Below are 24,600 nucleotides of genomic sequence, written 5' to 3'. Positions count from 1 at the left end.
AAATGAAGTATAGAAAATATGTATCTTTATTTCTTGTGATATTAATAACTACTATAATCGTAGGTTGCGATAGAGAAAAAATGGTTTTAGGAAATACTAAAGATTTAGATTTAACTGAAGAAGGGGGAAGTTCTATGGACTATACCCCTGTTCCAGGTGGACAAGTCATATTACCCTTGACTAATTTTAACACTTTAAATCCCCTATTGACCGAAAATAGTAACTATCATTTTTTTAGCAAACTTATATTTGAAGGTTTATTTGAATTTGATAATAATCTAAATATAACAAATCAATTGGCTGAATCCTATAATATAAAGGATGATGGAAGAACTGTTGAAATTCAATTGAGAAACAATGTTTTTTGGCATGATGGGCAAAAATTTAGTGCTGAAGACGTGGCTTTTACTATAGATACTATTAAATATGCTAGTTCAGATAGTACATATAAACAGATGTTTTCAAATTCTTTAGGAGCATATGGTCAAGGTGATATAAAAAGTATCTTAAATGTAAATATTACTAGTTCAGATAGTTTAAACATTACATTTAATAAATCTTTTAGCAATAATCTGGAAGTCTTAACATTTCCTATAATACCTAAACATATTTTCAATTCGTCAGGTAATAGTAGATATATTAAAGCATTACAAGTAAATGACTATAAGCCAATAGGTACTGGACCATTTAAATTTGATTCCTATGAAAAGATGAAGCAAATAAAATTGACAGCCAACGATGAATATTGGAATGATAGACCTTATATTGATGAAATACTGGGAAGAGTATTTGAAAGTGAAGAAGATATATTAACTGCATTTGAAACTGGACAAATCAACATGGCTACCACTGTAGATGTTGACTGGGATAAATATGCCCAAAATAGCCGAATAAAAATACTAGAATTTGTTTCTTCTAATTATGAGTTCCTAGGATTCAACTTTGGAAAAGAAATATTTTCAGGAGAAAAAGGTGAAGCCTTGAGAAGAGCCATAGCATATGGCATAGATAGACAAGCTATTATTCAGAAAGTATATTTAGGACATGGAACACAAGTGGATGTACCAATTCATCCTGATTCTTGGCTTTTATCTGATAATGCAAATAAATTTGGCTATAATATAGACTTAGCTAAAGCAGAACTAAACAAAATAGGATTCAAAGATATGAATAATGATGGGATTATAGAAGATGAAAATGGAAATAAAATATCCCTTAGAATTTTAACTAATACCTATAATATTACAAGGCTAAAAACTGCGGAAATGATAAAGGATGATTTGAGGAAAATTGGGATATTGGTTAACATATATCCTGAAAATAATAAGAGTGATAGTGTTACTATGGATGATATAGATAAACAGTGGGAAGTAGTAAATAAGCATTTGGCATCAGGAGACTATGATATAGCGCTTCTTGGGTGGCAATTATCTGTAATTCCTGACTTATCCTTTGCTTTCCATAGCTCAAGAATATCTCATAATACAAATTTTATTAGATATTCTAGGGAAAATATGGACAATCTTCTTCAGAACGTTTTCGCAGTTGGAACTAGAGAAAAAAAGTTAGAAGCATATGATGAATTACAGGAATTAATTACTACAGATCTGCCATATGTAAGTTTGTTCTTCAGAAATAAAGCTTTATTAATAGATAGTAAAATAATGGGAGACTTATCTCCAGGATTATTTAATCCTTATAAAGGTATAGAAAAATCTTATATACCAAAAGAATTCCAGTAATAATGTATTGAAAAAAAGTTGAAAATATAGTAAACTATATTAATATCAATATAATGCGAGTATGCTGGAATTGGCAGACAGGCATGTTTGAGGGGCATGTGTCAGAAATGATGTGTGGGTTCAACTCCCACTACTCGCACCATATAAAAGTCATGTATGAGGATCTGAACTCATACATGACTTTTAGTATTATCTGTGATAGACTTAAAAAAATATTATTTAAATAATCCTGCCAAATACAACTTGGAGCAAATGGTATTAAGCCGATTCTTATGGGTCACACTTTACATATTAAGTGCAAAGGTGCAATGACCGTCATTCGGGCGCTAAAATGCGGCAGTGCAAGAGATACTTGCTTGATAATTGGTAGCATGGCAACTATAATAAAAATGAAACGGAGGCTTAATATAATGGATTTTGGAGAGCAGTTGAGAAAAATTCGGACAGACAGAGGACTAACGCAAGAACAGGTAGCTTCTAAGCTGAACGTATCCAGACAAACAATTTCAAATTGGGAAAACAACAAAAATCTGCCAGATTTAGAAATGGTTGTAGATATATCCATGACATTTAACCTTTCGCTCGACCAATTAATTTTAGGAGGCGAAAATATGAATAATATGACTGAAAAGTTGATAAAAGATGGAAGCGAAACAAGAAGAGCAAAAATGAATTTGATTTCAATCATTTTTGGCGCTGTACTGCTGTGTATCGGTGTGGCCTGCATTTTGATTAAAGCAAATTCTGTGGAATACATTGATGCTGAAGGTTTTCTGCACGAAAATTTCTTCTTGCTGCCAATAGGTTTCTTTTTCATCTTCAGTGGCTTTGTTACATTTATAGTAACCGGAGTCAGGAATATTGTCGAAAATCTAAAGAACAGAAAGATTCAATGATGCGGCATGATAATTAGGTAAGATGATGAGCATAATCTCCAGAGATGATAGTTCAAATCCATATCTCAAAATAGGATGATATCGGAAATTGACATAGCTCGCAAGTTATAAGCTACATTTTCCTTGGTAATAAACCAATGAAGATGTAGCTTTTTTATATACTGCTTTACTTTATGTTTAATGGGCAAATTACACATAATCAAGTAAAAAAATATCATCTAAAATTGAGTTTACTGTTTGAGATGCTTGTAAACTTGATTTCTTCAATAATACTTTTTCAAAGGTGTTATCATTAGATTGTGCATTTCACTTTGATTCAAGAGTAGATTTCTTTAGAGAAGTATACCGTGTACTTGGAGATAGAGGTATCTTGACAATTTCAGATATGCTTCCGATTATATGGATTGCTTTACCTTCTGTTCCAAATGGGTAAAGTTTTAGCCCTATTGGTTTTCTTTTATTATATCTGTTGACATCGTACTGATAAATGAATATACTAAACACACAACGATAAAGCGATTGTTTAATTGTTTTGTTTTGTAGAAACAACAGCACTGCACGAATACTCCACATGGGTAAGCTATATGAATAGAGCATCATAAAGATTATCATCATTTGATCCTGTAGGCGAATTAAAATAAAGCTACAGGAAATTTATATTTTGTACAAGGGGGAGAAGGGTTGAATATACTTATATATGGGACAGGGGTTATTGGAAGCATTTTTGCAGGAAAGCTTGCTTTTTCAAAAAACAACGTTACAGTTCTTGCAAGGGGAAAACGATTTAAAGAAATTAAAAAGAATGGCATTATTCTTACAAATCCAAAAACAAGAAAAAGAGAATGTGTTTCTGTCCATGTAATCGATACATTGTTACCCAATATGGAATACGACTATATTATAGTGGCAATGCAACGTAATCAAGTTGATGAAATTCTTCCTGTATTAGCTAAAAATCGTTCAAAAAACATTGTTTTTGTAGTAAATACAGCTGGTGGCTACGATAAATGGGTGGATGCCGTTGGTAAAGACCGCCTTATGATTGGTTTTCCCTCTGCAGGAGGCGAACGCAATAACGGAGAGGTTAATTACTTTGTTGGTAAAGGACTTCAAAGATTTTTTCAAACAACAACATTTGGGGAATATAATGGTATGAAAACAGAGCGTGTTAAAACACTAATAGAGATATTTAACCACGCTAAAATTCCATCTGTTTTTTGTTCTGATATGGATGCATGGCAAAAAACTCATGTTGCCTTAGTAACTAGTATCGGAAATGCTTTATATGGTTACGAATGCAATAACTTCGAGTTAGGTCGTTCCTATGAAGATGTTAAAGATATGGTAAATGGAGTTAAAGAAGGATTTCAAGTTCTTCGTAAAAACGGCATTGACCCTACGCCTAAAAAGCTAGGCTGGCTCAATCTTCCAACACCAATGCTAACCGTTATATTCTGCTTGTTTATGAGAACAACACTTGCTGAAACAGTGATGGCAAAGCACTGTGTTACAGCAAGACCAGAAATGATTCTGCTACAGCATGAATTTGACAAGTTAATCTTAAAATCTGGTGAGAGAACACCAACAATTGAAAAACTAAAAAGAAATTTACACGCAACAAAAGGAGCATAATTTTACCTACATCTATTTTAACATATATTTTTTATATGGACACCCTACTTTCTTATATGAAAGTAGGGTGTTTCTCATATGTTTGCAAGAGCATCCTGTGTCAGTTCACCTTTTTACCAATTTTTCAGTATGGGCATAGAATTGAGAACGAACTGACAATGGCTGTCATAACCAGAGAAATCTAATCAGAACAAAACTTGTTTTTATTTATTTTTGCATATATACTGTAATAAAGATATACATCAATGGAGAAATACAAACAATTAATTAATTATATAAGTACATACTTGGAGGATTCCTAAGTATAGGGAAAATCTACTGATGCAAGAAAAAAGAAGATAGATATAGGAGAAAGTTATGTCAAATAGAGTTTTAATCATAGATGATGATATGGAGCTATGTGCATTAATCAAAAAATGTGTTACCCAGGAAGAATTGGAAGCCGATGTTGCCTATACAGGCAGAATTGGACTGACAAAATTGCAGGAACAAAATGATGAATACTGTCTTGTGATTCTAGATGTTATGCTGCCCGGTATGAATGGTTTTGAGGTGTTGTCTGAAATTCGAAAAAGCAGTATGGTTCCTGTACTTATGTTGACTGCAAAAGGCAATGAAATCGATAAAGTAACGGGATTGCGTCTTGGTGCGGATGATTATTTGACAAAGCCTTTCAGTATAAACGAGTTGATGGCACGAATGGAATCTTTGATACGACGCTATACAACATTTAATCAATCTATGCCCGTTGATACTCTTACCTTTAAAAATATGGTGATTAATAAGGAAAATCGGATTGTCTGCATCAACGGTGAATCCATTGATCTAACAGGGAAGGAATTTGATTTGCTGGTATTTCTAGCTTCCAATAAAGGGCGTGTATTTACGAAAAAACAAATTTACACACAAGTTTGGAAGGAGGATTATGCTTTTGACGATAACAACATTATGTCCTTTATCAGCAAACTGCGGAAAAAGATTGAGCCGGATGCGAAGCATCCTTTTTACATACTGACGGTGCATGGTGTCGGCTATCGTTTTAATAGGGAGGCATAGCTTATGAATTGGACACTGATTTTCTTTTTCTCAACTCTTCTATGTATTTGTGTGATTGTTTTTCTTGCAGGGAAGCTCTGTCGTGTAAAGGAGCAGCTTTCCATTATCAAAGATGCCTTGGAAGATATTAAAAATGGAAATTTGAATCGTCGTATTCTCACAAGAAAAAGTGACATGACAAAAACGATTTGTTATAGTATCAATGAAATTGCCACGAACAATCAGGCACAGCTTATACGGTTCAAGCAATCCGAGCAAGCCTATAAACTCCTTATGACAAGCCTCTCTCATGATGTCAATACACCTTTGACTTCTTTAGTGGGATACTTGGAGGCAATACAGGAAAAGATTGTAACGGGGGAAGAAAAAGATGAATATATTAGCGTGGCTTTAGACAAAGCTCATCACTTAAGATACTTTGTAGAATCTTTGTTTGAGTGGGTAAAATTGGATGCCAAAGAGCAAATATTCCAGTTTGAAATCTGTGATTTGAATGAACTTTCTCGTGATATTATAGCCCATTGGATACCAGTGTTCGAGGATAAACAGTTTGTCTATGAAATTGATATTCCAGATAGGGAATACATCATTCGGTTGGATCGAAATGCCTATATGCGTATACTCAATAATCTTTTTCAAAATGCTATTATACACAGTGAAGGCAGCCAAGTATTTATCCACATATCAGAGAATGAAACACAGGCGAAGATTATTGTAGCAGATAATGGTAAGGGGATACCTGAGAAGGATCTGCCCCATATTTTTAAACGGCTGTATCAAAGTGATGAATCCCGCAGTGTCAGTGGAAATGGTCTTGGGTTATCCATTGTTCAGGAACTTGTCATCGCACATGGTGGCATAATTTGCACAGAAAATTCACCCCATGGCGGTACGATATTCACCATAGTATTTCCGAAAGCTCCGTAATGTTACGGAGCTTTATTTTTTCAAAACAAGAAATAAGCAAGATAACGGCAAGGTTTTGGCAAGGTTTATGAGTTATACTAGAAAATAGTTAAGAGAGGAGAGGAAGTGAAAAATGGATAATCTTATAATTGAAACTCAGCAGTTGACAAAGGTATATGGGGAACAAACTGCCGTGAACGAAGTAAATCTTCATGTGCAGAAAGGCCGTATTTATGGATTGCTGGGTCGTAATGGTGTTGGTAAGACTACTATCATGAAAATGATTTTGGGACTTACTTCCGTTACTTCAGGTAAAGCCTATGTTTTCGGTCAAAACATTAAAGATAGTGAAAAGAGAATTTATCCCCGCATTGGGGCAATTATTGAAACACCTGGATTTTATCCCAATTTAACAGGAACGGAAAACCTTGAAATCTTCGCAAAACTGCGAGGAACTACAAAGCCCAATGCGGTAAAAGAAGCACTTGAGGTTGTGGGTCTGCTTTATAAGGACAAAAAAGTATTTAGCAAATATTCCCTTGGTATGAAGCAGCGTCTTGGAATTGCCAATGCCATACTGCATGACCCAGAACTTCTTATACTGGACGAACCGACAAATGGACTTGATCCTATCGGCATTGCAGAGGTCAGAAATTTCATTCGGGATTTATGTGTGGATCGTGGAAAAACAATTCTGATCTCCAGCCATATTCTTTCTGAAATATCCTTGTTAGCGGATGACATTGGTATTATTCATAATGGTGTTTTACTGGAAGAAAATAGCTTGGCAGAGCTTCAAAAGAAAAACAGCAAGTATATTCAACTGCAAGTTTCTGATACGGCAAAGGCGACTTTGGTGTTGGAACGCAGGTTTAGTGTCAAAGAATACTCAGTACAGGATGACCATACACTGCGGATTTATAATACAACTCTTGACATGGCTGAAATTAACAAAGCACTGATGATGGAGAATATTTCCGTCATAAGTTCTCAGATATGTAAAGACACTTTGGAGGACTATTTCAAAAAAGTTACAGGAGGAGAAGGTATTGCTTAATCTTGTTCAAACGGAGTTTTTAAAGCTCCGTCGTAGAAAATTTATATGGCTCATGCTTTTAGGTGCCTTATTTATGCCCCTTGTGGCTATATTATATTTTGGCACATCCAATACGTCAGAAATCAGCCCCATGCAATTTTACAAGTGGACGGCCTTTTCCTACACCATGTGGATTATCCTGCCCCTTGTACTTGGAATGCTCTGTACTATGCTGATGTACGATGAAAATCAAAACGATATGTTAAAACAGCTATGGATTATTCCTGTCAGCAGGATGGGATATATTTTCAGTAAATTTGCGGTGGTCTTGCTCTATTCCATATGCTTCATGTTGTTTACCGCCGTCAGCTCCATTTTTGCAGGGGTTATTCCGGGAATAATTGTACTTACAAGGGACAGTGTTTCTTTCTTGCTCATCAAATGCTTGGAGATCGGTTTATTAATACCTTTTGCAATTATACCTATACTTGCTGTGGCTGCTTCGCAGAAAGGTTATATTTTACCTGTATGTGTAACAATCGTTTATACGTTTTTTGGTTTTGTTTTGCTCATGGTAAAAATGTATCTTCATCCTCTTTCCAGCACGACAGCTATTATCATGCGTAATATTGATGGAGTTATCCTGAATGAGGCTATAAGCATAGGAAAATCCTTTTTGTGCATCGGAATATGGGGAATCGCTTCAATAATATGGGCAAAAATTGCCTTAGGAAATCGAAAGTAGGTGGATAAAATGAAAACTTTATTATGGGCAGAACGATTAAAACTGAAACGTTCAAAGATTTTATGGATTGCTGTCTTTTCCGCCGTTATGGTAGCATTTATTGTATTTATGCAGGGACAGTTTCAATATTACGGACAGCGGTATGTGGATAATATTACATGGTATATGACTGCGACGCAATCCTTGGGAAGTTTGTATGTGTTCCCTGCCATGATTGCCCTTATGGGCAGTTACATGATTTGCAGGGAGAATCAGGACGATACTATGAAATCTCTTTTCCTTATCCCCGTTAGCATTTCAAAATTAATGGGGGCAAAGCTGATTATGACTGCAATTTTTGCAGTGGGTCTATATGCTTTCGTATTTGTCATTACATTTGCTGTAGAGGCAGCACTTCATATGTCTCTACTTGATTTTCCCATGGTGCTTGGCTTTGCAAAGATATATATTTTAGAAGGAATCGCCCTGTTTTTGGCTGTGTCTCCTATCATAGCTATTGTGTACCGACTAAAAAAGGGATACTGGCTTGCTCTTATATTTGCTGAAATCTATTCTTTCCTCGGTCTTTTTGCCGGAATGGAAAGTACGATGCGTTCCGTATATCCCATTACAGCAGCATTTTGTGTGTCGGGGTATTATGAAACAACGCCGATTCAATTTGGTATAAGTCTGTTTAGTCTGTTGAGTTGTGGTGTTTTATCCTTACTGATCTTAAGAGGCCTAAATAAAGAGTATATTACATCGTAAGTGGCAAGACAAAATTCGGATGTTTCTTTTTTCCTAAAAATAGAACTTATAAATAGATTAAAAAAGATTAATATATTTTTATTCAAATATATTAATCTTTTTTTACTTTTTTGTAACTTTTTCTTCTTTTTTCCGTATATCTAGTGGAGGGTGATAAAATGGAAATAAAAATACAAACTCTTAGTAAAAAATATAAAAATGTAAAGGCTTTAAATAATATTAATTTAGCTTTTAATACTCCAGCAATGATTGGACTGGTAGGACCAAATGGAGCTGGAAAGAGCACTCTTATGAAAATTTTAGTAGGACAACTTAAGGCTACAGAGGGAGAAGTTTTAATAGATGGAGTTTCCCTCAATAAAAGAGAAAGATATTTAAAAGAACGGTTAGGATATTTACCTCAAGATTTTGGGCTATATGAGGAGTTGAGGGTAGAAGAATACTTAGACTATATGGCTTCCCTAAAAAGAATAAAGGAAAATAAGAAAGATGAAATAAAAAGAGTTTTAGTAATGACTAATCTTGAAGAAAAGAGAAAACTTAAAATAAAGACTCTTTCAGGAGGACAAAAACAAAGAGTTGGAATTGCCCAGGCAATGTTAAACAATCCTGAATTGATTATAGTTGATGAACCAACTGTAGGACTTGACCCTGAAGAAAGAATTAAATTTAGGAATCTTTTCTCTGAAGACTCCGTTGATAAAATCGTTATATTATCTACTCATATTATTGAAGATGTGGAGTCTATATGTAATCTAATCATTGTTATAAACAAAGGTAAGATACTATTTGTTGGAGAGCCTAGTGAGTTAGTTAGAAAAGCCATAGATCATGTAGGAGTTGTAGAGATTACAGGTGCTAATAAAGAGAAATTTTTAGAAAGAGAGGTAAAAGGAGAATTTAAGATTACATCCACAGTTATAACTCCCACAGGTACTAAATATAGAGTAGTATCTAAATCTTTACCTTTATCTTTTGAAAAAGTAGTTCCCTCCTTAGAAGATGCCTACATATATTGTATGTTGGAGGAGGAATAATATGGATTTATTTAAGAATGAAATTAAATTGATGTTTAAATCAAAGTTGATAATGCTTTTGATATTGGTATCCTGTGTTGCTGTAACTATTGGAATAAATTCCTTAAATATGTCCAATGACTTTGATTTGTTTTATATAAGAAGGTCTTCTTCAACCATTGCCTTTGGTGCTGTAAAATTTGGAACTTCAATATCTGCATTATTATTTGGATTGTTTACAGTATTAACACTAGATAAAGATAAGAGAAAAAGAAGTAAAGAAATTATAGGATCTAATATAGACTACCATAGATTAATGATAATTCGTATTTTGGCCATAGTTTTTTATGAAGTTATAGCAACTATAATTGGAATGATAGCTGTTATTGCCGTACAAAAATTTGTATTTAGTATTCCAGTTAATATTTTTTATTATCTATTTAACTATTGGATTATATTTTTTCCATCACTTTTATTTTCTACCTTAATAGTAAGTGGGTTATATCTTTTAACAGATAGTTTAGATATAAGCTTTATAGCTTTAGGGGTATTATTTGTTAAGAGCCTAACTTCGAATAACTATTTATTTACATGGGTTCAGACTAATTTGGATATTATTTCAGATTTTGCAGGAATACATCCTGTAGGTAAAACCATTATTTATAATAGATTACTGTGGATATTTATCTCTATTTCAATATTTGGAGTAGGATTGCTATTTAAAAGAAGATATGAATTCAATTTAAAAGAGTCATTTTTTATCAATGTAAAAAGCAGAGCATTGATAATATTAGTTGTAATTGCTGTATTGGGAAGTGGATTTACCTATATAAAAGAGCCTTATACAACGGAGCTAATAAGAAACATGGAAAATAATATTGATGAAAATATATATTTAACTGGTCTTAGACCAGAAATTGTGTTTGATAATGAAAAAGGAGAAATGTATGGAAGGGTTTTATATGATTTTATAAATAAAGGTTCTGATTCAATCAAGTTTCATACTAATGAAGGACTAAGTATAGATTATATAAATGTTAATGGAGAAGAAATAGAATATAATCGAACTAAAGGCGAAGTTGAGGTATCTATACCAAATATAGAAGAAGTAGAAATCATGATTTCTTATGGTGGAAAAGTAAAAACTGATGAAAATGGTGTAGGTAGAGGTATGCCAGGATATATTTCTAAAGATAGTATTTATTTACTAGAGAATTCTAATTGGATTTTCAGACCTTTAGTTAAAGAAGGAGATTCCATAAATATCAGTGGATATTATTCTGCATCAGAATATTTAACGATGGTGGTTCCAGGAAGACTTATAGGTACAGAGATAGAAGGTCAATTGAAGAAGTGGATATTTGATTATAATTCTCATACTGCAGATATTGGGGCATTTGCAGGGAGGTATGAGAAGCACGAAGTTAATTTTGAAAATATGAATATTGAATTTTACTATTCCCCTAGACATAAGGAATATGTCCAAAATATGAAAATAGAAGAACATATGAAAAATATGATGAAGTATTATATTGAAAATATAGGAGAGTATTATTCAGATATATATCCCCTAAAGATTGCAGAAGTTGCCTTATATAAGCGTGGAGGCCATTCCTCAGAAAATGTTATAACTATTTCTGAGAATGTATTAAATCGTGACAAGAATATGTATTCACTAATAGAAGATGAAAATAATCAGTATAGGGGTATGGGTATAGATGTTTTTATGAGTGATATAAGTCTCATAGCACATGAAATTGCACACCAATGGTGGGGGACAGGTGTTAAGGTAGTAGAAGATAGCCCTTGGTCAAGTGAGGGACTTGCACAATATTTTTCCTATAAATATATACAAAGTGAATTTGGGGATATGGAGTCAAGTTTATTTTTGAGCAGATGGGAAAATCGTGTACGAGAACTGAATAATTACTATTATCTAAATAACAGTGAAATGTTAGATAGAATAAATGAAAAATATAGAAAATCCTTAGAGATGGAAAAGCTTCAGAGTGAATTATATTATTTAATGCCTATTAAATTGTTAAAGGGAGAAGAAATATTAGGAGAAAAAGAATTTTTCACAGGAATAGAAAAAGTATATAAAAATTATTTATATAAGGATTTAACCTATGAAGAATTTCTTAAAGAAATGAATCTTTCTGAGGAGGCGATGGAATTTGAATAATATTAATTTATTAAAATACGAAATTAAAAGAACAATCATATCAAAAAAATATTTATATATGATCCTTATATTGATGGCGTTTACTTATGATTCACTAACAAGATTAGTAATAGGGGGATACTATGGAACAGCTCCATTCTCTGAATGGACCTATACATTTTTCGTTCAGCTAACTTCACCTTTAGTAATGAGCATAATGATATTTATGATGACAAACATTTTTAATGAAAAGGAACTAAGGGCTAGAAAGATATTATTCTCGGCTCCAATACCTCAGAGTAAATATTATATGTTGAAAATTGTTGGATTAGTGGTTACTTTTATATTGACAGTATTAGTTCCAATTATCATGAGCTTTATATATTACAAAATATTATTTGATTTTAGTCAATTCATTAATTTTGGGAAATATATTATATGGTTTCTTATTCCTACTTTTATATTTTTATTAGGAGTTGGTATGGTTTTGGGCAAAACAAGCTCAAAACTATTATATGGACTGATTCCAATCGCATTTTTATTAGGAAGTATAAATACAAGAAGTATTCTCCCACTATGGTTAGATATATTTGGACAGCATTTCTTTGAAATGTCAACTTTTGCAGAACTCTTTGGGAGAACAAGCCAGACTATATCATTTAATTTATCAAGTGATTTTATTTATTCTAGACTTGTATTCATATTTTTAGGGATTATACTTTTAATGTATACATGTTTTAAAAGAGAAAAGGAATAAAATAATGATTGGCTATATAAAGAATATGGAGGTGAAAGAGTGGAAGAACAGTTGCAGCTATTAAAGAGTGGTGATGAAAGTGCCTTTGAAGAATTTGTACTTAAGCATAGAAAAGAAGCTGTAAATTTCGCATTAAGTATACTTAAAGATTATCATGCAGCAGAGGATGTCGTTCAAGATAGTTTTGCTATTTTTTATGTATATAGGGAAAGATTAAAAGATTACAGTACATTGAAATCCTATTTGTTCTCTATTGTACACAATAAATCTGTAGACTATATTAGAGATAATGATAAAAATATCTATACTGATTATCAGATTGCTTCCACTATTTCTCCCGAAGAAATTATAGTAAACAGAGAAAAAGAACATAAATTTATAGATAGTTTTAATAAATTAGATGAAAGTCAGAAGAGCATACTTTATTTATATGCATTTCAGCAGATGTCTTATAATGAAATCTCAGAAGTATTAGGTATAAGCTTAGCTAAGGTGAAAATAAATATTTTTAGGGCAAGAAAAAAATTAAAGGCTTTATATGCTGAAAAATAAAGTTGATGGAGGTAAATTTTATGAGACCTGAAGAGAACAATAGAGATTATCTAAATGAAGTATGGAGAAGAGTAAGAGTACAGGAATATGATAAATATCAGTTAGAGAAGATAACAGAAAATAAGAAATTTCTGAGAAGAATAGAAATAAAGCTATCATTATTGATATTTGGGGGTTTATCCTTTATAAGTGTAATTTTGTATTTTATATTAGGGGTCAGTATGGAGTGGTTAATTATATGTATATCAGCATTTTTGATAGGTGCGGAAACCTATGATTATTTGAGTTTTAATGAAGCTAAAAGGAGGATTTATTATGAAAATTCAAATTAAAGAGTTAGAAAAATATTATGGGGCTTATAAAATATTAGATAGAATAAATCTTACCTTTAATGAGGGAATCCACGGACTTTTAGGGCCTAATGGAGCAGGGAAGACAACTTTAATTAGAATCTTATCAACATTATTATCTAAGACATCAGGAGAAATTTATTATGATAATATAAAAGTGGATAATAAAGAGGAAATAAGAAAAATAATAGGGTATCTTCCCCAGGAGTTTTCCTTTTATCCAAATTTTACAGTATATGAAACCTTAGATTATTTTGCTTCCCTTTCTAATATAAAGTTAAATAAAAAGGAAATATTAGATAGACTAGAAATGGTACATCTCCAAGATATATATAAAGCTAAGACAAAGACTCTTTCAGGGGGAATGAAGAGAAGGTTAGGAATAGCTGTAGCAATGGTAGGAGATCCGGAAGTATTAATTGTAGATGAGCCTACAGCAGGTCTTGATCCAGAAGAAAGAATAAGGGTTAGAAATATGCTTTCTAACTTTGGAAAGACAAAAACTGTATTATTATCAACTCATATTGTAGAAGATATTCAATTAAGCTGTAAAAGTCTTTCGATTCTAAATAAAGGAAAGCTTATTTATAGTGGAACAGTAAAAGAGATAATAAAAGAAGCAGAAGGATATGTGTGGAATTTAAATGTAAACTTTGGAGATTCTGAACAGTACATGGACAAGTACAATGTTATTTCATCTATAGCGGATGAGGATAAAATTTCTTTAAGGATATTATCAAGGGAGAAACCGTCTCTAAATGCTAATGATATTTCTCCAACTTTAGAAGATGCATATATGAAGTTTATAAAGGAGGTATAGAAAAAATGCTTAGAAAAATCTTTTTAAAGCAAATAAAGGAGCAAATTAAAAGTCTAAGTATATTGATTCTAATAGTAGCTATATTCCTGTTTTATTACACTCAATTTATAGGAGATATAAAAAGAGATGGTATAAAGCCTATGCCTCCTAGGTTCAAATATAGTACAACTGATGGTTTAGCTGTGAGAGGAGTTACGTTAGAAGATCATATTGAATATGCTTATAATACTATGAAGGCTGATTATAACTCAGGTGATACTCTAAGGATCAAGGGAATAAATATGTTTTATGAAAAGATAAATGAAGAACAGAGAAAGTTTCTAGAAGAAGTGATAATAGAAATGGAGGACATAAGCTTTCAAACTATTGATGAATATGATGTATTCATGGATAAGGTAGATAGAGCTTTAGGTGGCAACACAGTATATAGCAATGAAAATAATTTTTCATCTGTTATTCGTAGTAGGTATTATGATGAAGATATAGAAATCTATAATTCCATACTTAAAGAAGATAAGGTGACAAATGCCTATGGAAGGCTCTTTGCAGATTATATAGGAATTGCAATAAGTTTTTTTACTGTATTTGTAACGGCATTTAGTCTTACTAAGGATAAGAGATATAATTGTAATGAGCTTATATACACTACTAGGGTTTCTTCTTATAAATATGTATTAGGAAAATATTTGGGAGATATAGCTATAGCAAGTTTAATATTGTTTTTAGTGACAGGTCATGCGACTTGGATATTTCATGGTTTTTCAAAATTAACAGGAGATCCTATTTCCTATGGAGGATTCTTTAAATATTCCATAGTGTGGATTATACCTACTATTATGTTTGTAACTTCTCTAAGTTATGTAATTCAGCTTATATTTGACAATGGAATAGTATCTATTATAGTTCAGTTTTTTTACTGGCTCTATAGCATGAAAAATTTGATTCCACAAGGGATTCGGCCTACAAAATACTTTATAAGATTTAATAAAATTATTCCCCACTCGGAATATCAACCCTTTATGAAGGAAATATATTTAAATAGAATCTTATTTACCATATTTTCTTTGGTATTATTATTTTTAGCTATAAAGCTATGGGATAGAAAGCGAGGGGAGATGAGTAGTGGATATAAGTCTAGAAAGAAAGATATTTTGCAGTAATATAAAGATAATTTCATTTAATACCATGGCTTTAGCATTGGCATATATAGGAGCTATTTATCTGATGATTAATAAAAATGACTTATCAGAATATAGTCTAATATTCATGGGGGAGCAGCTTATATCTCCCATTGGAATAGTAATGTTTGTTAGAGTTGTATTGATTGAAGATGAATATGAAATATCAGAAATGGTTTATTCAAAGGTATATCCTTACTGGAAAACTATTTTATATAGAATTATTATTATTTCTATACAATTATTTTTAGTATTAGGTATTTCATTTATTCCATTGAAATTTGTTGGAATAGATTTTCATATAGCTAATATTTTATTTGGATCTTATGCAACAACATTGTACTTGGGAGTAATTGCTATGATATTAGGATATATGACTAGGGAAATATCTGTTGGTATTTTAGCTCCTTTTCTCTATTATTTCTTCGAAATGTTTTCAAAGGGAAGGTTTACCAAGGGATTATATTTATTTGGAATGGGTGTGGGAAACTATATAGGTAAAATAAAGTTATTTTCCATAGCTATAGCTGCTATAATAGTATTTCTTTTTATAACCAATAGGAACCATACAAAATTAAGTAGGTATTATTCAAAGTCAGATAGGTAATATGCAAGATTGACAATAATCATAATCAAGTAATATTAAATTTATATAGAAAATTTTTTTGAATATGGTAAACTATTATAGTGACGATATTTCATAAAATATGGAGGGGTTTAGTTGGATCTTAAATCTAAAATAAGAGTAATAGAAGATTTTCCAGAGAAGGGTATTAGCTTTAAAGATATAACAACATTGACAAAGGACGGAGAAGCATTTAAGGAAACAGTTGATAGAATTGTAGAGGATTTAAAAGGAAAAAATATTGATTATATAGCTGGACCAGAGGCAAGAGGATTCTTACTTGGAGCAGCAGTTGCCTATGCATTAGGGGTTGGATTTATTCCAGTTAGAAAACCTGGAAAGTTACCTGGAGAAACGGCTAGCTATGAATATGAATTAGAATATGGAAATAGTAAACTTGAAATTCACCTTGATGCCATAGAAAAAGGCAAAAAGGTTGCCATAGTAGATGATTTATTAGCAACAGGAGGTACAGTATCATCTGTAGTAAAACTAATAGAATCCTTAGGAGCAGAAGTAGTTGCCTTAGAGTTTTTAATTGAATTGGAGTTTTTAAAAGGAAGAGAAAAAATAGAAGGATATCATATAAATTCACTAGTAAAATATGATAGATAAAAACAACAAATATTAAGTTTTTTTAATATTTGTTTAAAAAAATGACAAACAAGTAAGTAAAACTATAGAAACTGATAATTGTTAAACAATGATATGAAGCTATGAAAATATAAATATGTATAATATAGATATAAGCTATAATGTTATGAAATGGTCTTTAGATATAAGGCCATTTTTTAATTTTTATGGCAAAATGTGTATCAATTGGAATTATTTGTAAAGTCAAGTTAATTCAAATGAGGATAAAATGAAAAAATTCCCTGTTGGATATTAAAATTATAACAAGTTATTTGCAAAGAATACAAAAATATTAACAATGTTTGAAAAACAATTAACGGTCTTTACCAGTTTACGAATGTGTACAACACTAGGGTTTAATGTTATAATATAAAAGTGGACCATAGAATTAATATATAATTAACTAAGAAAACAAAATATTATATAGAGAGGTGGAATAGAATGAAACTTGACAATCTCACTTTTAAGGGTGGGGTAGATGTACCACATAATAAAGAGTTAACAGAGAAAAAAGCTCTAGAGTATGCAAAAGAACCTAGTACAGTGTATATACCATTACATCAGCATACAGGGGCACCTTGTGAACCCTTAGTTAAGGTAGGGGATAGTGTTAAAGTAGGACAAAAAATTGGGGAATCTCAAGCCTTTGTATCAGCACCAATTCATTCAAGTGTAGCTGGAACTGTGAAGGAGATAACAAAAACAATTACACCAACAGGAATTAACTCAACTTGTGTAGTTATAGAGTCAGATGGAACCAATGAAGCATATGAAGATTCTAAACCAAAGGGAAGTTTAGAAACACTTTCTTCTAAAGAAATAATTGAAATAATCAAAGAAGCAGGAATAACAGGTATGGGAGGAGCAGGATTCCCCACTCATGTAAAATTATCACCGCCATCAGATAAAAAAATTGATACTGTTATAATAAATGGTGCAGAATGTGAGCCTTTTTTAACTTCAGATCATAGGTTAATGTTAGAAATGCCAGATAAGATAGTTTTTGGTTTGAAAGCAATAATGAAAGCATTAAATGTAGAAAATGGCTTTATTGGTGTTGAAACTAATAAAATGGATGCTGTAAGTGCCTTAAAGTCAGTAATTAAACCTGAGGATAATATAAAAGTTGTAACTCTACAACCTAAATATCCACAAGGAGATGAAAAAAGACTTATTAATGCTGTTACAGGAAGAGTAGTTCCTTCAGGTGGCTTACCTATGGATGTTAACTGTGTAGTTAATAATGTAAGTACTGCTAAAGCCATAGCGGAGGCAATATTGGAAGGAAAACCTTTATATGAAAGAGTTGTTACTATTACAGGAAATGGAGTAAAGAAGCCAAAAAACCTTATAGTTAAAATAGGAACACCTTTTGGAGAAGTAATAGAACAATGTGGTGGATTCAATGGAACACCTGGTAAGGTAATAATGGGTGGCCCTATGATGGGTTTAAGTCAATATTCTGTAGATGTGCCAGTGATTAAGGGCTCTGGTGGAATTTTAATTCTTACAGAAAAAGAAGCCTTAGCTGAAAAAGTATCACCATGTATAAAATGTGGTAAATGTCTAGAAGTATGTCCAGTGAAATTACAACCTTTATTTATATCAGCTTACGCTCTAAAGAAAGACTTTGAAGGCTCAGAGAAGTATGGGGCATTAGATTGTGTTGAGTGTGGAGCATGTTCCTTTATATGTCCAGCAAAGAGACCATTAGTAGAATCAATTAGATTTTCAAAAAGAGAAATTCTTGCTAAAAGGAAAAAATCATAGAGCTAGGAGGAAATTTGATGGAAGGTAAAGTGTTAAACCCTACAAATACAAGTTCAGTTCCTGATATGTTAGTAGTATCTTCTTCACCACATATTAGGTCCAATGAATCTGTTAAAAGAATAATGTTAGATGTAATAATAGCTTTAGTGCCAGCAGCAATAGGTTCTGTTTACTTTTTTGGCCTTAATGCACTAAAATTAATATTATTATCTATAGCATCAGCTTTATTTTTCGAGGCTGCAATACAAAAGTTATTTAAGAAAGAAGTTACCATTAATGATTATAGTGCAATCATAACAGGTATTTTAATAGCATTTAATTTGCCAGCTAATGCACCGTGGTGGATTCCAGTATTTGGTTCTGGGTTTGCTATTATTATAGTTAAACAATGTTTTGGTGGAATTGGTTCTAACTTTATGAACCCAGCATTGGCAGCTAGAGCAGTATTGCTTGCTTCATGGCCAAATATAATGTCAAACTTTGTATTGCCAGGAGTAGATGCTGTAACCGGTTCTACACCACTTGCTATTATGAAATACGGTGGAGCAGATGCAGGAGCTTCAGCTACAGTGGCTCAAGCAGTACAAGAGCTACCATCTATAATGAATATGTTTATTGGAAATAGAGGTGGAGCAATAGGTGAAACATCAGCACTACTATTACTAATTGGTGCACTTTATTTAATAGTTAGAAAAGTTATAAATTGGAAGACTCCAGTTATCTATATAGGAACCACAGCTATTTTATTATTGATTTTAGGAGTTGAAATGAATCAATTGATGTATCATATTTTAGGTGGTGGATTAATTCTAGGAGCATTTTTTATGGCTACAGATTATTCAACAACGCCTGTTACATCTCGTGGTCAAATAATATTTGCTTTAGGTGCTGGAATTCTAACAGCTCTTATTAGAGTGAAGGGCGGGTTCCCAGAAGGAGTTTCATACTCTATTCTATTAATGAACGTAGCAAGTCCATTAATAGAGAAATTCACCGCACCAAAAATATTTGGGAGGGCGAAATAGATGAAAGAAACTATAAAATTAGGACTGATTTTATTTATTATTACGGCAGTATCAGCAGGAGTTTTAGCTGTTTCTAATAATTTAACTAAAGATAAAATTGCAGAAATAGCAATGGCTGGTAGTTTAGATGCTTTAAAAGAAATTTTTGGAGAAGATCAAAAATTTAAAGCATTAGATGAAGGAGAACTTAATGAAATAAAAGAAGCAAATGAAGCAGTTACAGAAATATTTGAAGTATATAGTGGTGAAAGTTTAAATGGATATGCCATAAAAACCATATCTAAAGGCTTCGGTGGAGATTTAATCACATTAACTGGATTTTCAATGGATGGGAATCTATTAGGTATGAGACTAGTAGAACATTCTGAAACGAAAGGTATAGGATCTAAGGCTACTGAGCCAGATTTTACAAGTAGGTTTGAAGGTAAAAATGCATCTGAAGAAATAACTGTAGACACTATTTCCGGAGCTACAGTAACTTCTAAAGCTGTAATGGCTGGTGTAAATGAATCTAGAAAAATATTTATTGAACAACTTTCAAACTAATGTAAGTGGAGGTGGAAAAGATGAAATTATCTAAGATATTTAAAAATGGTATTATTAACGAAAACCCTATATTTGTACAACTAGTAGGTATGTGTTCGATACTAGCTGTTACAACTAATGTTACAAATAGTTTGGCTATGGGATTAGCTGTAGTGGCAGTATTAGTAGGTTCAAACTTTGTAATATCTTTACTTAGAAATGTAATTCCAGATAAAATTCGTATTCCAGCTTTTGTTGTAGTAATAGCAACTTTTGTTACTATAATAGAAATGTTTATGAAGGCTTATGCCCAACCTATTTATCAAGCATTGGGAATATTTCTTCCTTTAATAGTAGTAAACTGTATAATACTTGCTCGTGCAGAGGCGTTTGCCTTCAAAAATAAGGTAATACCTTCAATAGTAGATGGTCTTGGAGCAGGATTAGGTTATACTATTGCTCTTGTTATTTTAGGAAGTATAAGAGAAATTCTTGGTGCAGGAACTTTCTTAGGGAAATCATTATTTGGGCCAAATTTTCAACCAGCAGGAATATTTGTAGCACCTCCAGGAGCATTTATTGTTCTTGGATTATTAATAGGAGTTTTCAACTTAGTTAGAAATAAAAAAGCTTCTAGTGAAGTCTAGTAAGGAGGGAAAATAATGAGTATTGCAGCAATCTTAATTAGTACAATTTTTGTAAATAACTATGTATTTGCTCAATTCCTAGGTATTTGTCCATTTCTGGGAGTATCAAATAAAATGGAAACTGCAGCAGGAATGGGAATTGCTGTAACGTTTGTAGTTACATTATCATCTATAATTACTTTTTTTATACAGAAGTATATTTTAGTAACTATGGGACTACAGTACTTACAAACAATTGTTTTCATATTAGTTATAGCAGCACTAGTTCAATTTGTTGAAATTGTTCTTAAAAAAATGTCTCCTACATTATATAACGCATTAGGAGTTTACTTACCACTTATTACTACAAACTGTGTGGTATTAGGAGTTGCAATTTTAAATATAAAAGAAGGATATGATTTACTTCAAACTACTTTTAATGGTATTGGTGCTTCAGTTGGATTTACTCTAGCTTTAATTCTTATATCAGGTGTTAGAGAGAAACTTGAATTAGCAGATATTCCAGAAGCTTTAAAGGGGTTCCCTATAGCTTTAATAGCTGCAGGATTAATGTCTATAGCCTTTTTAGGTTTTAATGGACTTGTTTAGGAGGGAAAAAATATGACAGATATATTAAATCCAATATTAGTATTAGGTGGAATGGGATTAGTTTCTGCAATCCTTCTAGCCATAGCATCTAATGCCTTTGCAGTAGAAACTGATCCGAAGGTGGAAGCAGTGAGAACAGCACTTCCCGGAGCTAACTGTGGTGCCTGTGGATTTCCTGGTTGTGATGGTTTAGCAAATGCTATAGTAGCGGGCAAAGCATCTGTTAGTGCATGTAACGTTGGTGGTAAACCAGTAGCTGAACAAATAGCAGATATTATGGGAGTTAATGCTGGTAATCTGGAAAAGAAAGTAGCTACAGTTCTTTGTCAGGGAGATTGTAATAAGGCAAAGGAAAAATTTAAATATGAAGGTATAAAAGATTGTAGAGCAGCTAATATACTGCAAGGGGGAAGTAAAGCTTGTTCCTTTGGATGTTTAGGATGTGGAACTTGTGAAGATGTTTGTCAATTTGGAGCTATAGAAATAATTGACGGAATAGCATTTATTGACAAAGACAAATGTACAGCTTGTATGAAATGTATTGAAGTATGTCCTAAGGCTATTATTGAATTAGTTCCATATGAAAATGAATTCGTTGTAAAATGTAAGAGCAAGGATTCAGGTAAGGAAGTAAGACAAAAATGTAGTACAGGATGTATAGGGTGTCAAATATGTGTTAAAAATTGTCCAGAAGAAGCATTTAGCTTCGAAAACAATTTGGCAAAAATTAACTACGATAAATGTATAAATTGTGGGGTATGTGCTGAAAAATGTCCTACAAAAGCCATATACGGTAAAAAAACTGAAAATGTAGCAGTCTAATAAAGAGCCTTTGGGCTCTTTATTTTATTAAATTGTAACTTGTAAATAAAAAATATAAATGGTAAACTAGTAATGTATGTACTAAGCTTAAGGATTTTATAAAGGATGGTTATATGACAAAGGGAGACAAAATTTTAATAATTGTTATTACACTAATAAGTATAACCTCTTTAGGTTTTATAAAAAATAAAGCCTCAGGATATAAGGAGAAGTATATAAGTATCCAGATAAATGGCGAAGAATATAAAAAGATAATATTCGACAAAAACATAATAGGTAAAACCATACCGATTGAATCTGAATTTGGTTACAATTTATTGAAAATAGAAGACGAGAAAGTTAGAGTAATAGATGCATCTTGTCCTGATAAACTAGATATGCATCAAGGATATATATCAAGCCCTGGTGAGTTAATAGTATGCTTACCAAATAGATTGGTGATTGAAATAAAAGGGCCGCAGGAAATAAATGAAGTAGATCATATAAGTTATTAAGGATGATATAAGTTATGAAGAAATTGAATAAAATGATATTTCTATCCTTATTAGTATCAATAGGGCTTGCATTATCAGTTTTAGAATCAGCAATACCACTGCCAGTTACTATACCAGGTGCTAGACTAGGACTTTCCAATGTAGTTATTTTAGTTACGTTGGTTATATTTGGATTTAAAGAATCCTTGATAGTAGGCATACTAAAAAGTATAGTACTTATCCTTGTGACAGGTAGCGTATCAAGCCTTATATATAGTCTATCAGGTGCTATTTTAGCCTCTATTACCATGTATGTTATATATAAATATTTTTCTAAAGTTTTTAGTCTTATAGGAGTAAGTGTTTTGGGAGCAGTGGCACATAATATTGGTCAAGTTAGTGCGGCTGTATTAATGATGTCTAACCTTAGAATATATTCTTACTTACCGATTCTTTTATTAATGAGTTTGTTTACAGGATATTTTGTAGGGCTATCATCTAATTTTATAACTAAAAACTTAGTAAAAAGCTTAAAATCATATTTTATATAATTTAAGGAGACAATATGAAAAAAATAATATTAGCATCTTCTTCTCCTAGAAGAAAAGAAATTTTAAATAAGTATAAATTAAATCCAATAATTTTCGAAGCTAAAATTGAAGAAAAGAAGGCATATAATGAATCACCAAAACAGGTTGCAATGGCTTTAGCCTTTGAAAAAGCATCTTGGGTAAGTAATTATTTTAATAATGGTGAAGTTATTATAGGAGCCGATACAATAGTCGTTCTAGGAGATATAATATTAGGTAAACCAAAGGATGAAGAAGATGCCTTTAGGATTTTATCTTTATTAAATAATAAAGAGCATTGTGTAATTACTGGTGTTTCAATTATAAAAGCAAATACTAATATAAAAATAATAGATTACGAGTCTACTTTAGTTAGATTTAGACATTTATCAGATGGGCAAATAAAGAGATATATAGAGACTAAAGAACCTATGGATAAAGCAGGAGCATATGGAATTCAAGGTTATGGTGAAGTTTTAGTTGAAAAGATAGATGGATGTTATTCTAATGTAGTAGGCTTACCCCTTGGAAAGCTTGACTACTTATTAAATAAGTTTTTTGATATAAAAATATTATAGATAAGTAGGTGAGTTCATGAGTAATAATCTAGGCTTTGAGAAAAAGTATACTATTAAGGAGCTTCCCATGACAGAGAGGCCAAGAGAAAAACTTTATAGTCATGGACCTAGTGCATTATCCAATGAGGAACTACTAGCAATTATAATTAGAACAGGTAATAAAAAAGACTCAGCAATAGACCTAGCTAGAAAGATTTTAAGCAGAGATAATAGAGGGTTAGTATACCTTAGAGATACTACATTACAAGAATTGATGGAAACCAAAGGTGTAGGTGAATGTAAGGCAGCTCAAATATTGGCGGCGATAGAATTAGGAAAAAGGTTAAACTATAAAGAAGCATTAAATAAAGTTAGAATAAATGAACCTAGTACTATTGCTAATCTATATATGGATGAGATGAGGTACTTACAAAAAGAACATTTTAGGATTGTATTATTAGATACCAAAAATCAAATAATAGTAACTGAAGAAATTTCAGTAGGAACTTTAAATGCTTCCATAGTGCATCCTAGAGATGTATTTAAAGCAGCAATAAAAAGAAATTCCAATGCTATGATTTTGATACATAATCACCCCAGTGGTGATCCTACGCCGAGTAATGAGGATATGAATATAACAAATCGTTTAATAGATGCCGGGAATTTAATTGGGATAAAAGTCTTGGATCATATAATAATTGGTGATAATAGATATATAAGCTTTAAAGAAAAGAACCTAATTTAAGTTTTGATTAAGGAAGGAGCAAAA

The 24,600-nt window shown here is 32.0% G+C and carries 27 protein-coding genes, 1 tRNA gene and 1 pseudogene; all 29 read left to right on the top strand.

Annotation, left to right across the window (positions count from 1 at the left end):
* The first annotated feature begins 2 nt into the window (after positions 1–2).
* On the top strand, positions 3–1,742 hold the full coding sequence (locus tag RBU61_RS11540; protein WP_308875584.1) for a peptide ABC transporter substrate-binding protein: 1,740 nt from the start codon (positions 3–5) through the stop codon (positions 1,740–1,742).
* Positions 1,743–1,797: 55 nt separating this feature from the next.
* Positions 1,798–1,884, top strand: a tRNA-Leu gene (locus RBU61_RS11535).
* Between the two features lie 268 nt (positions 1,885–2,152).
* Positions 2,153–2,638 carry a DUF3955 domain-containing protein gene (locus RBU61_RS11530; protein WP_308875583.1) on the top strand — a complete coding sequence of 162 codons (486 nt, stop codon included), beginning with the start codon at positions 2,153–2,155 and terminating at the stop codon, positions 2,636–2,638.
* A 253-nt stretch (positions 2,639–2,891) separates the two neighbouring features.
* Positions 2,892–3,071 (top strand): annotated as a pseudogene (locus RBU61_RS19585) (methyltransferase domain-containing protein); the annotation flags it as partial.
* Positions 3,072–3,319: 248 nt separating this feature from the next.
* Positions 3,320–4,270: a 2-dehydropantoate 2-reductase N-terminal domain-containing protein gene (locus RBU61_RS11525; protein WP_308875582.1), complete on the top strand. Its 951-nt coding sequence runs from the start codon at positions 3,320–3,322 to the stop codon at positions 4,268–4,270.
* A 357-nt stretch (positions 4,271–4,627) separates the two neighbouring features.
* Positions 4,628–5,326, top strand: a complete 699-nt coding sequence (locus tag RBU61_RS11520; protein WP_308875581.1) for a response regulator transcription factor — start codon at positions 4,628–4,630, stop codon at positions 5,324–5,326.
* A 3-nt stretch (positions 5,327–5,329) separates the two neighbouring features.
* On the top strand, positions 5,330–6,253 hold the full coding sequence (locus RBU61_RS11515) for a HAMP domain-containing sensor histidine kinase (RefSeq protein WP_308875580.1): 924 nt from the start codon (positions 5,330–5,332) through the stop codon (positions 6,251–6,253).
* A gap of 112 nt (positions 6,254–6,365) precedes the next feature.
* Positions 6,366–7,289, top strand: a complete 924-nt coding sequence (locus RBU61_RS11510) for an ABC transporter ATP-binding protein (RefSeq protein ID WP_308875579.1) — start codon at positions 6,366–6,368, stop codon at positions 7,287–7,289.
* The gene (locus RBU61_RS11505) at positions 7,282–8,013 is read left to right on the top strand and encodes an ABC transporter permease (protein ID WP_308875577.1); all 732 of its coding nucleotides are present in this window, start codon (positions 7,282–7,284) and stop codon (positions 8,011–8,013) included. Before RBU61_RS11510 ends, RBU61_RS11505 begins: the two co-directional genes overlap by 8 nt.
* Positions 8,014–8,022: 9 nt before the next feature.
* The gene (locus tag RBU61_RS11500) at positions 8,023–8,760 is read left to right on the top strand and encodes an ABC transporter permease (RefSeq protein ID WP_308875576.1); all 738 of its coding nucleotides are present in this window, start codon (positions 8,023–8,025) and stop codon (positions 8,758–8,760) included.
* Between the two features lie 158 nt (positions 8,761–8,918).
* The gene (locus tag RBU61_RS11495) at positions 8,919–9,797 is read left to right on the top strand and encodes an ABC transporter ATP-binding protein (protein ID WP_308875574.1); all 879 of its coding nucleotides are present in this window, start codon (positions 8,919–8,921) and stop codon (positions 9,795–9,797) included.
* A 1-nt stretch (position 9,798) separates the two neighbouring features.
* Entirely contained in the window at positions 9,799–11,961 is a 2,163-nt protein-coding gene (locus tag RBU61_RS11490) for a M1 family aminopeptidase (RefSeq protein ID WP_308875573.1), read from the top strand.
* On the top strand, positions 11,954–12,697 hold the full coding sequence (locus RBU61_RS11485; protein ID WP_308875572.1) for a hypothetical protein: 744 nt from the start codon (positions 11,954–11,956) through the stop codon (positions 12,695–12,697). Before RBU61_RS11490 ends, RBU61_RS11485 begins: the two co-directional genes overlap by 8 nt.
* Positions 12,698–12,736: 39 nt before the next feature.
* On the top strand, positions 12,737–13,249 hold the full coding sequence (locus RBU61_RS11480) for an RNA polymerase sigma factor (RefSeq protein ID WP_154441143.1): 513 nt from the start codon (positions 12,737–12,739) through the stop codon (positions 13,247–13,249).
* 20 nt (positions 13,250–13,269) lie between these two features.
* Positions 13,270–13,581 carry a hypothetical protein gene (locus RBU61_RS11475; RefSeq protein WP_308875571.1) on the top strand — a complete coding sequence of 104 codons (312 nt, stop codon included), beginning with the start codon at positions 13,270–13,272 and terminating at the stop codon, positions 13,579–13,581.
* Positions 13,565–14,419, top strand: a complete 855-nt coding sequence (locus RBU61_RS11470; protein ID WP_308875570.1) for an ABC transporter ATP-binding protein — start codon at positions 13,565–13,567, stop codon at positions 14,417–14,419. Before RBU61_RS11475 ends, RBU61_RS11470 begins: the two co-directional genes overlap by 17 nt.
* Before the next feature lie 5 nt (positions 14,420–14,424).
* Positions 14,425–15,579 carry an ABC transporter permease gene (locus RBU61_RS11465; protein ID WP_308875568.1) on the top strand — a complete coding sequence of 385 codons (1,155 nt, stop codon included), beginning with the start codon at positions 14,425–14,427 and terminating at the stop codon, positions 15,577–15,579.
* A complete protein-coding gene (locus RBU61_RS11460; RefSeq protein WP_308875567.1) occupies positions 15,542–16,204 on the top strand; it encodes a hypothetical protein in 663 nt (220 codons plus the stop codon). Before RBU61_RS11465 ends, RBU61_RS11460 begins: the two co-directional genes overlap by 38 nt.
* A gap of 114 nt (positions 16,205–16,318) precedes the next feature.
* Positions 16,319–16,837, top strand: coding sequence for an adenine phosphoribosyltransferase (locus RBU61_RS11455; protein ID WP_308875566.1), 519 nt, complete (start codon positions 16,319–16,321; stop codon positions 16,835–16,837).
* A 459-nt stretch (positions 16,838–17,296) separates the two neighbouring features.
* Positions 17,297–18,625, top strand: a complete 1,329-nt coding sequence (rsxC, locus tag RBU61_RS11450; RefSeq protein WP_308875565.1) for an electron transport complex subunit RsxC — start codon at positions 17,297–17,299, stop codon at positions 18,623–18,625.
* Between the two features lie 17 nt (positions 18,626–18,642).
* Positions 18,643–19,650: an RnfABCDGE type electron transport complex subunit D gene (locus tag RBU61_RS11445; RefSeq protein WP_308875564.1), complete on the top strand. Its 1,008-nt coding sequence runs from the start codon at positions 18,643–18,645 to the stop codon at positions 19,648–19,650.
* Entirely contained in the window at positions 19,651–20,196 is a 546-nt protein-coding gene (locus RBU61_RS11440) for an RnfABCDGE type electron transport complex subunit G (protein WP_308875563.1), read from the top strand.
* Between the two features lie 20 nt (positions 20,197–20,216).
* The gene (locus tag RBU61_RS11435; RefSeq protein ID WP_308875562.1) at positions 20,217–20,822 is read left to right on the top strand and encodes an electron transport complex subunit E; all 606 of its coding nucleotides are present in this window, start codon (positions 20,217–20,219) and stop codon (positions 20,820–20,822) included.
* 15 nt (positions 20,823–20,837) lie between these two features.
* Positions 20,838–21,410 carry an electron transport complex subunit RsxA gene (gene rsxA / locus RBU61_RS11430; protein ID WP_308875561.1) on the top strand — a complete coding sequence of 191 codons (573 nt, stop codon included), beginning with the start codon at positions 20,838–20,840 and terminating at the stop codon, positions 21,408–21,410.
* 12 nt (positions 21,411–21,422) lie between these two features.
* Positions 21,423–22,232: an RnfABCDGE type electron transport complex subunit B gene (locus RBU61_RS11425; protein WP_308875560.1), complete on the top strand. Its 810-nt coding sequence runs from the start codon at positions 21,423–21,425 to the stop codon at positions 22,230–22,232.
* A gap of 113 nt (positions 22,233–22,345) precedes the next feature.
* A complete protein-coding gene (locus RBU61_RS11420; RefSeq protein ID WP_308875559.1) occupies positions 22,346–22,726 on the top strand; it encodes a NusG domain II-containing protein in 381 nt (126 codons plus the stop codon).
* 14 nt (positions 22,727–22,740) lie between these two features.
* Positions 22,741–23,256: a Gx transporter family protein gene (locus RBU61_RS11415; protein ID WP_308875558.1), complete on the top strand. Its 516-nt coding sequence runs from the start codon at positions 22,741–22,743 to the stop codon at positions 23,254–23,256.
* 14 nt (positions 23,257–23,270) lie between these two features.
* Positions 23,271–23,852 carry a Maf family protein gene (locus tag RBU61_RS11410; RefSeq protein WP_308875556.1) on the top strand — a complete coding sequence of 194 codons (582 nt, stop codon included), beginning with the start codon at positions 23,271–23,273 and terminating at the stop codon, positions 23,850–23,852.
* 16 nt (positions 23,853–23,868) lie between these two features.
* The gene (gene radC, locus RBU61_RS11405; RefSeq protein WP_308875555.1) at positions 23,869–24,576 is read left to right on the top strand and encodes a DNA repair protein RadC; all 708 of its coding nucleotides are present in this window, start codon (positions 23,869–23,871) and stop codon (positions 24,574–24,576) included.
* The last annotated feature ends 24 nt before the right edge of the window (positions 24,577–24,600 follow it).

Source organism: Tissierella sp. MB52-C2 (assembly GCF_030931715.1).
GTDB lineage: Bacteria > Bacillota > Clostridia > Tissierellales > Tissierellaceae > Tissierella.
The sequence above is the reverse complement of the archived record's forward strand: the minus strand, read 5'-3'. Positions and strand labels throughout refer to the sequence as shown.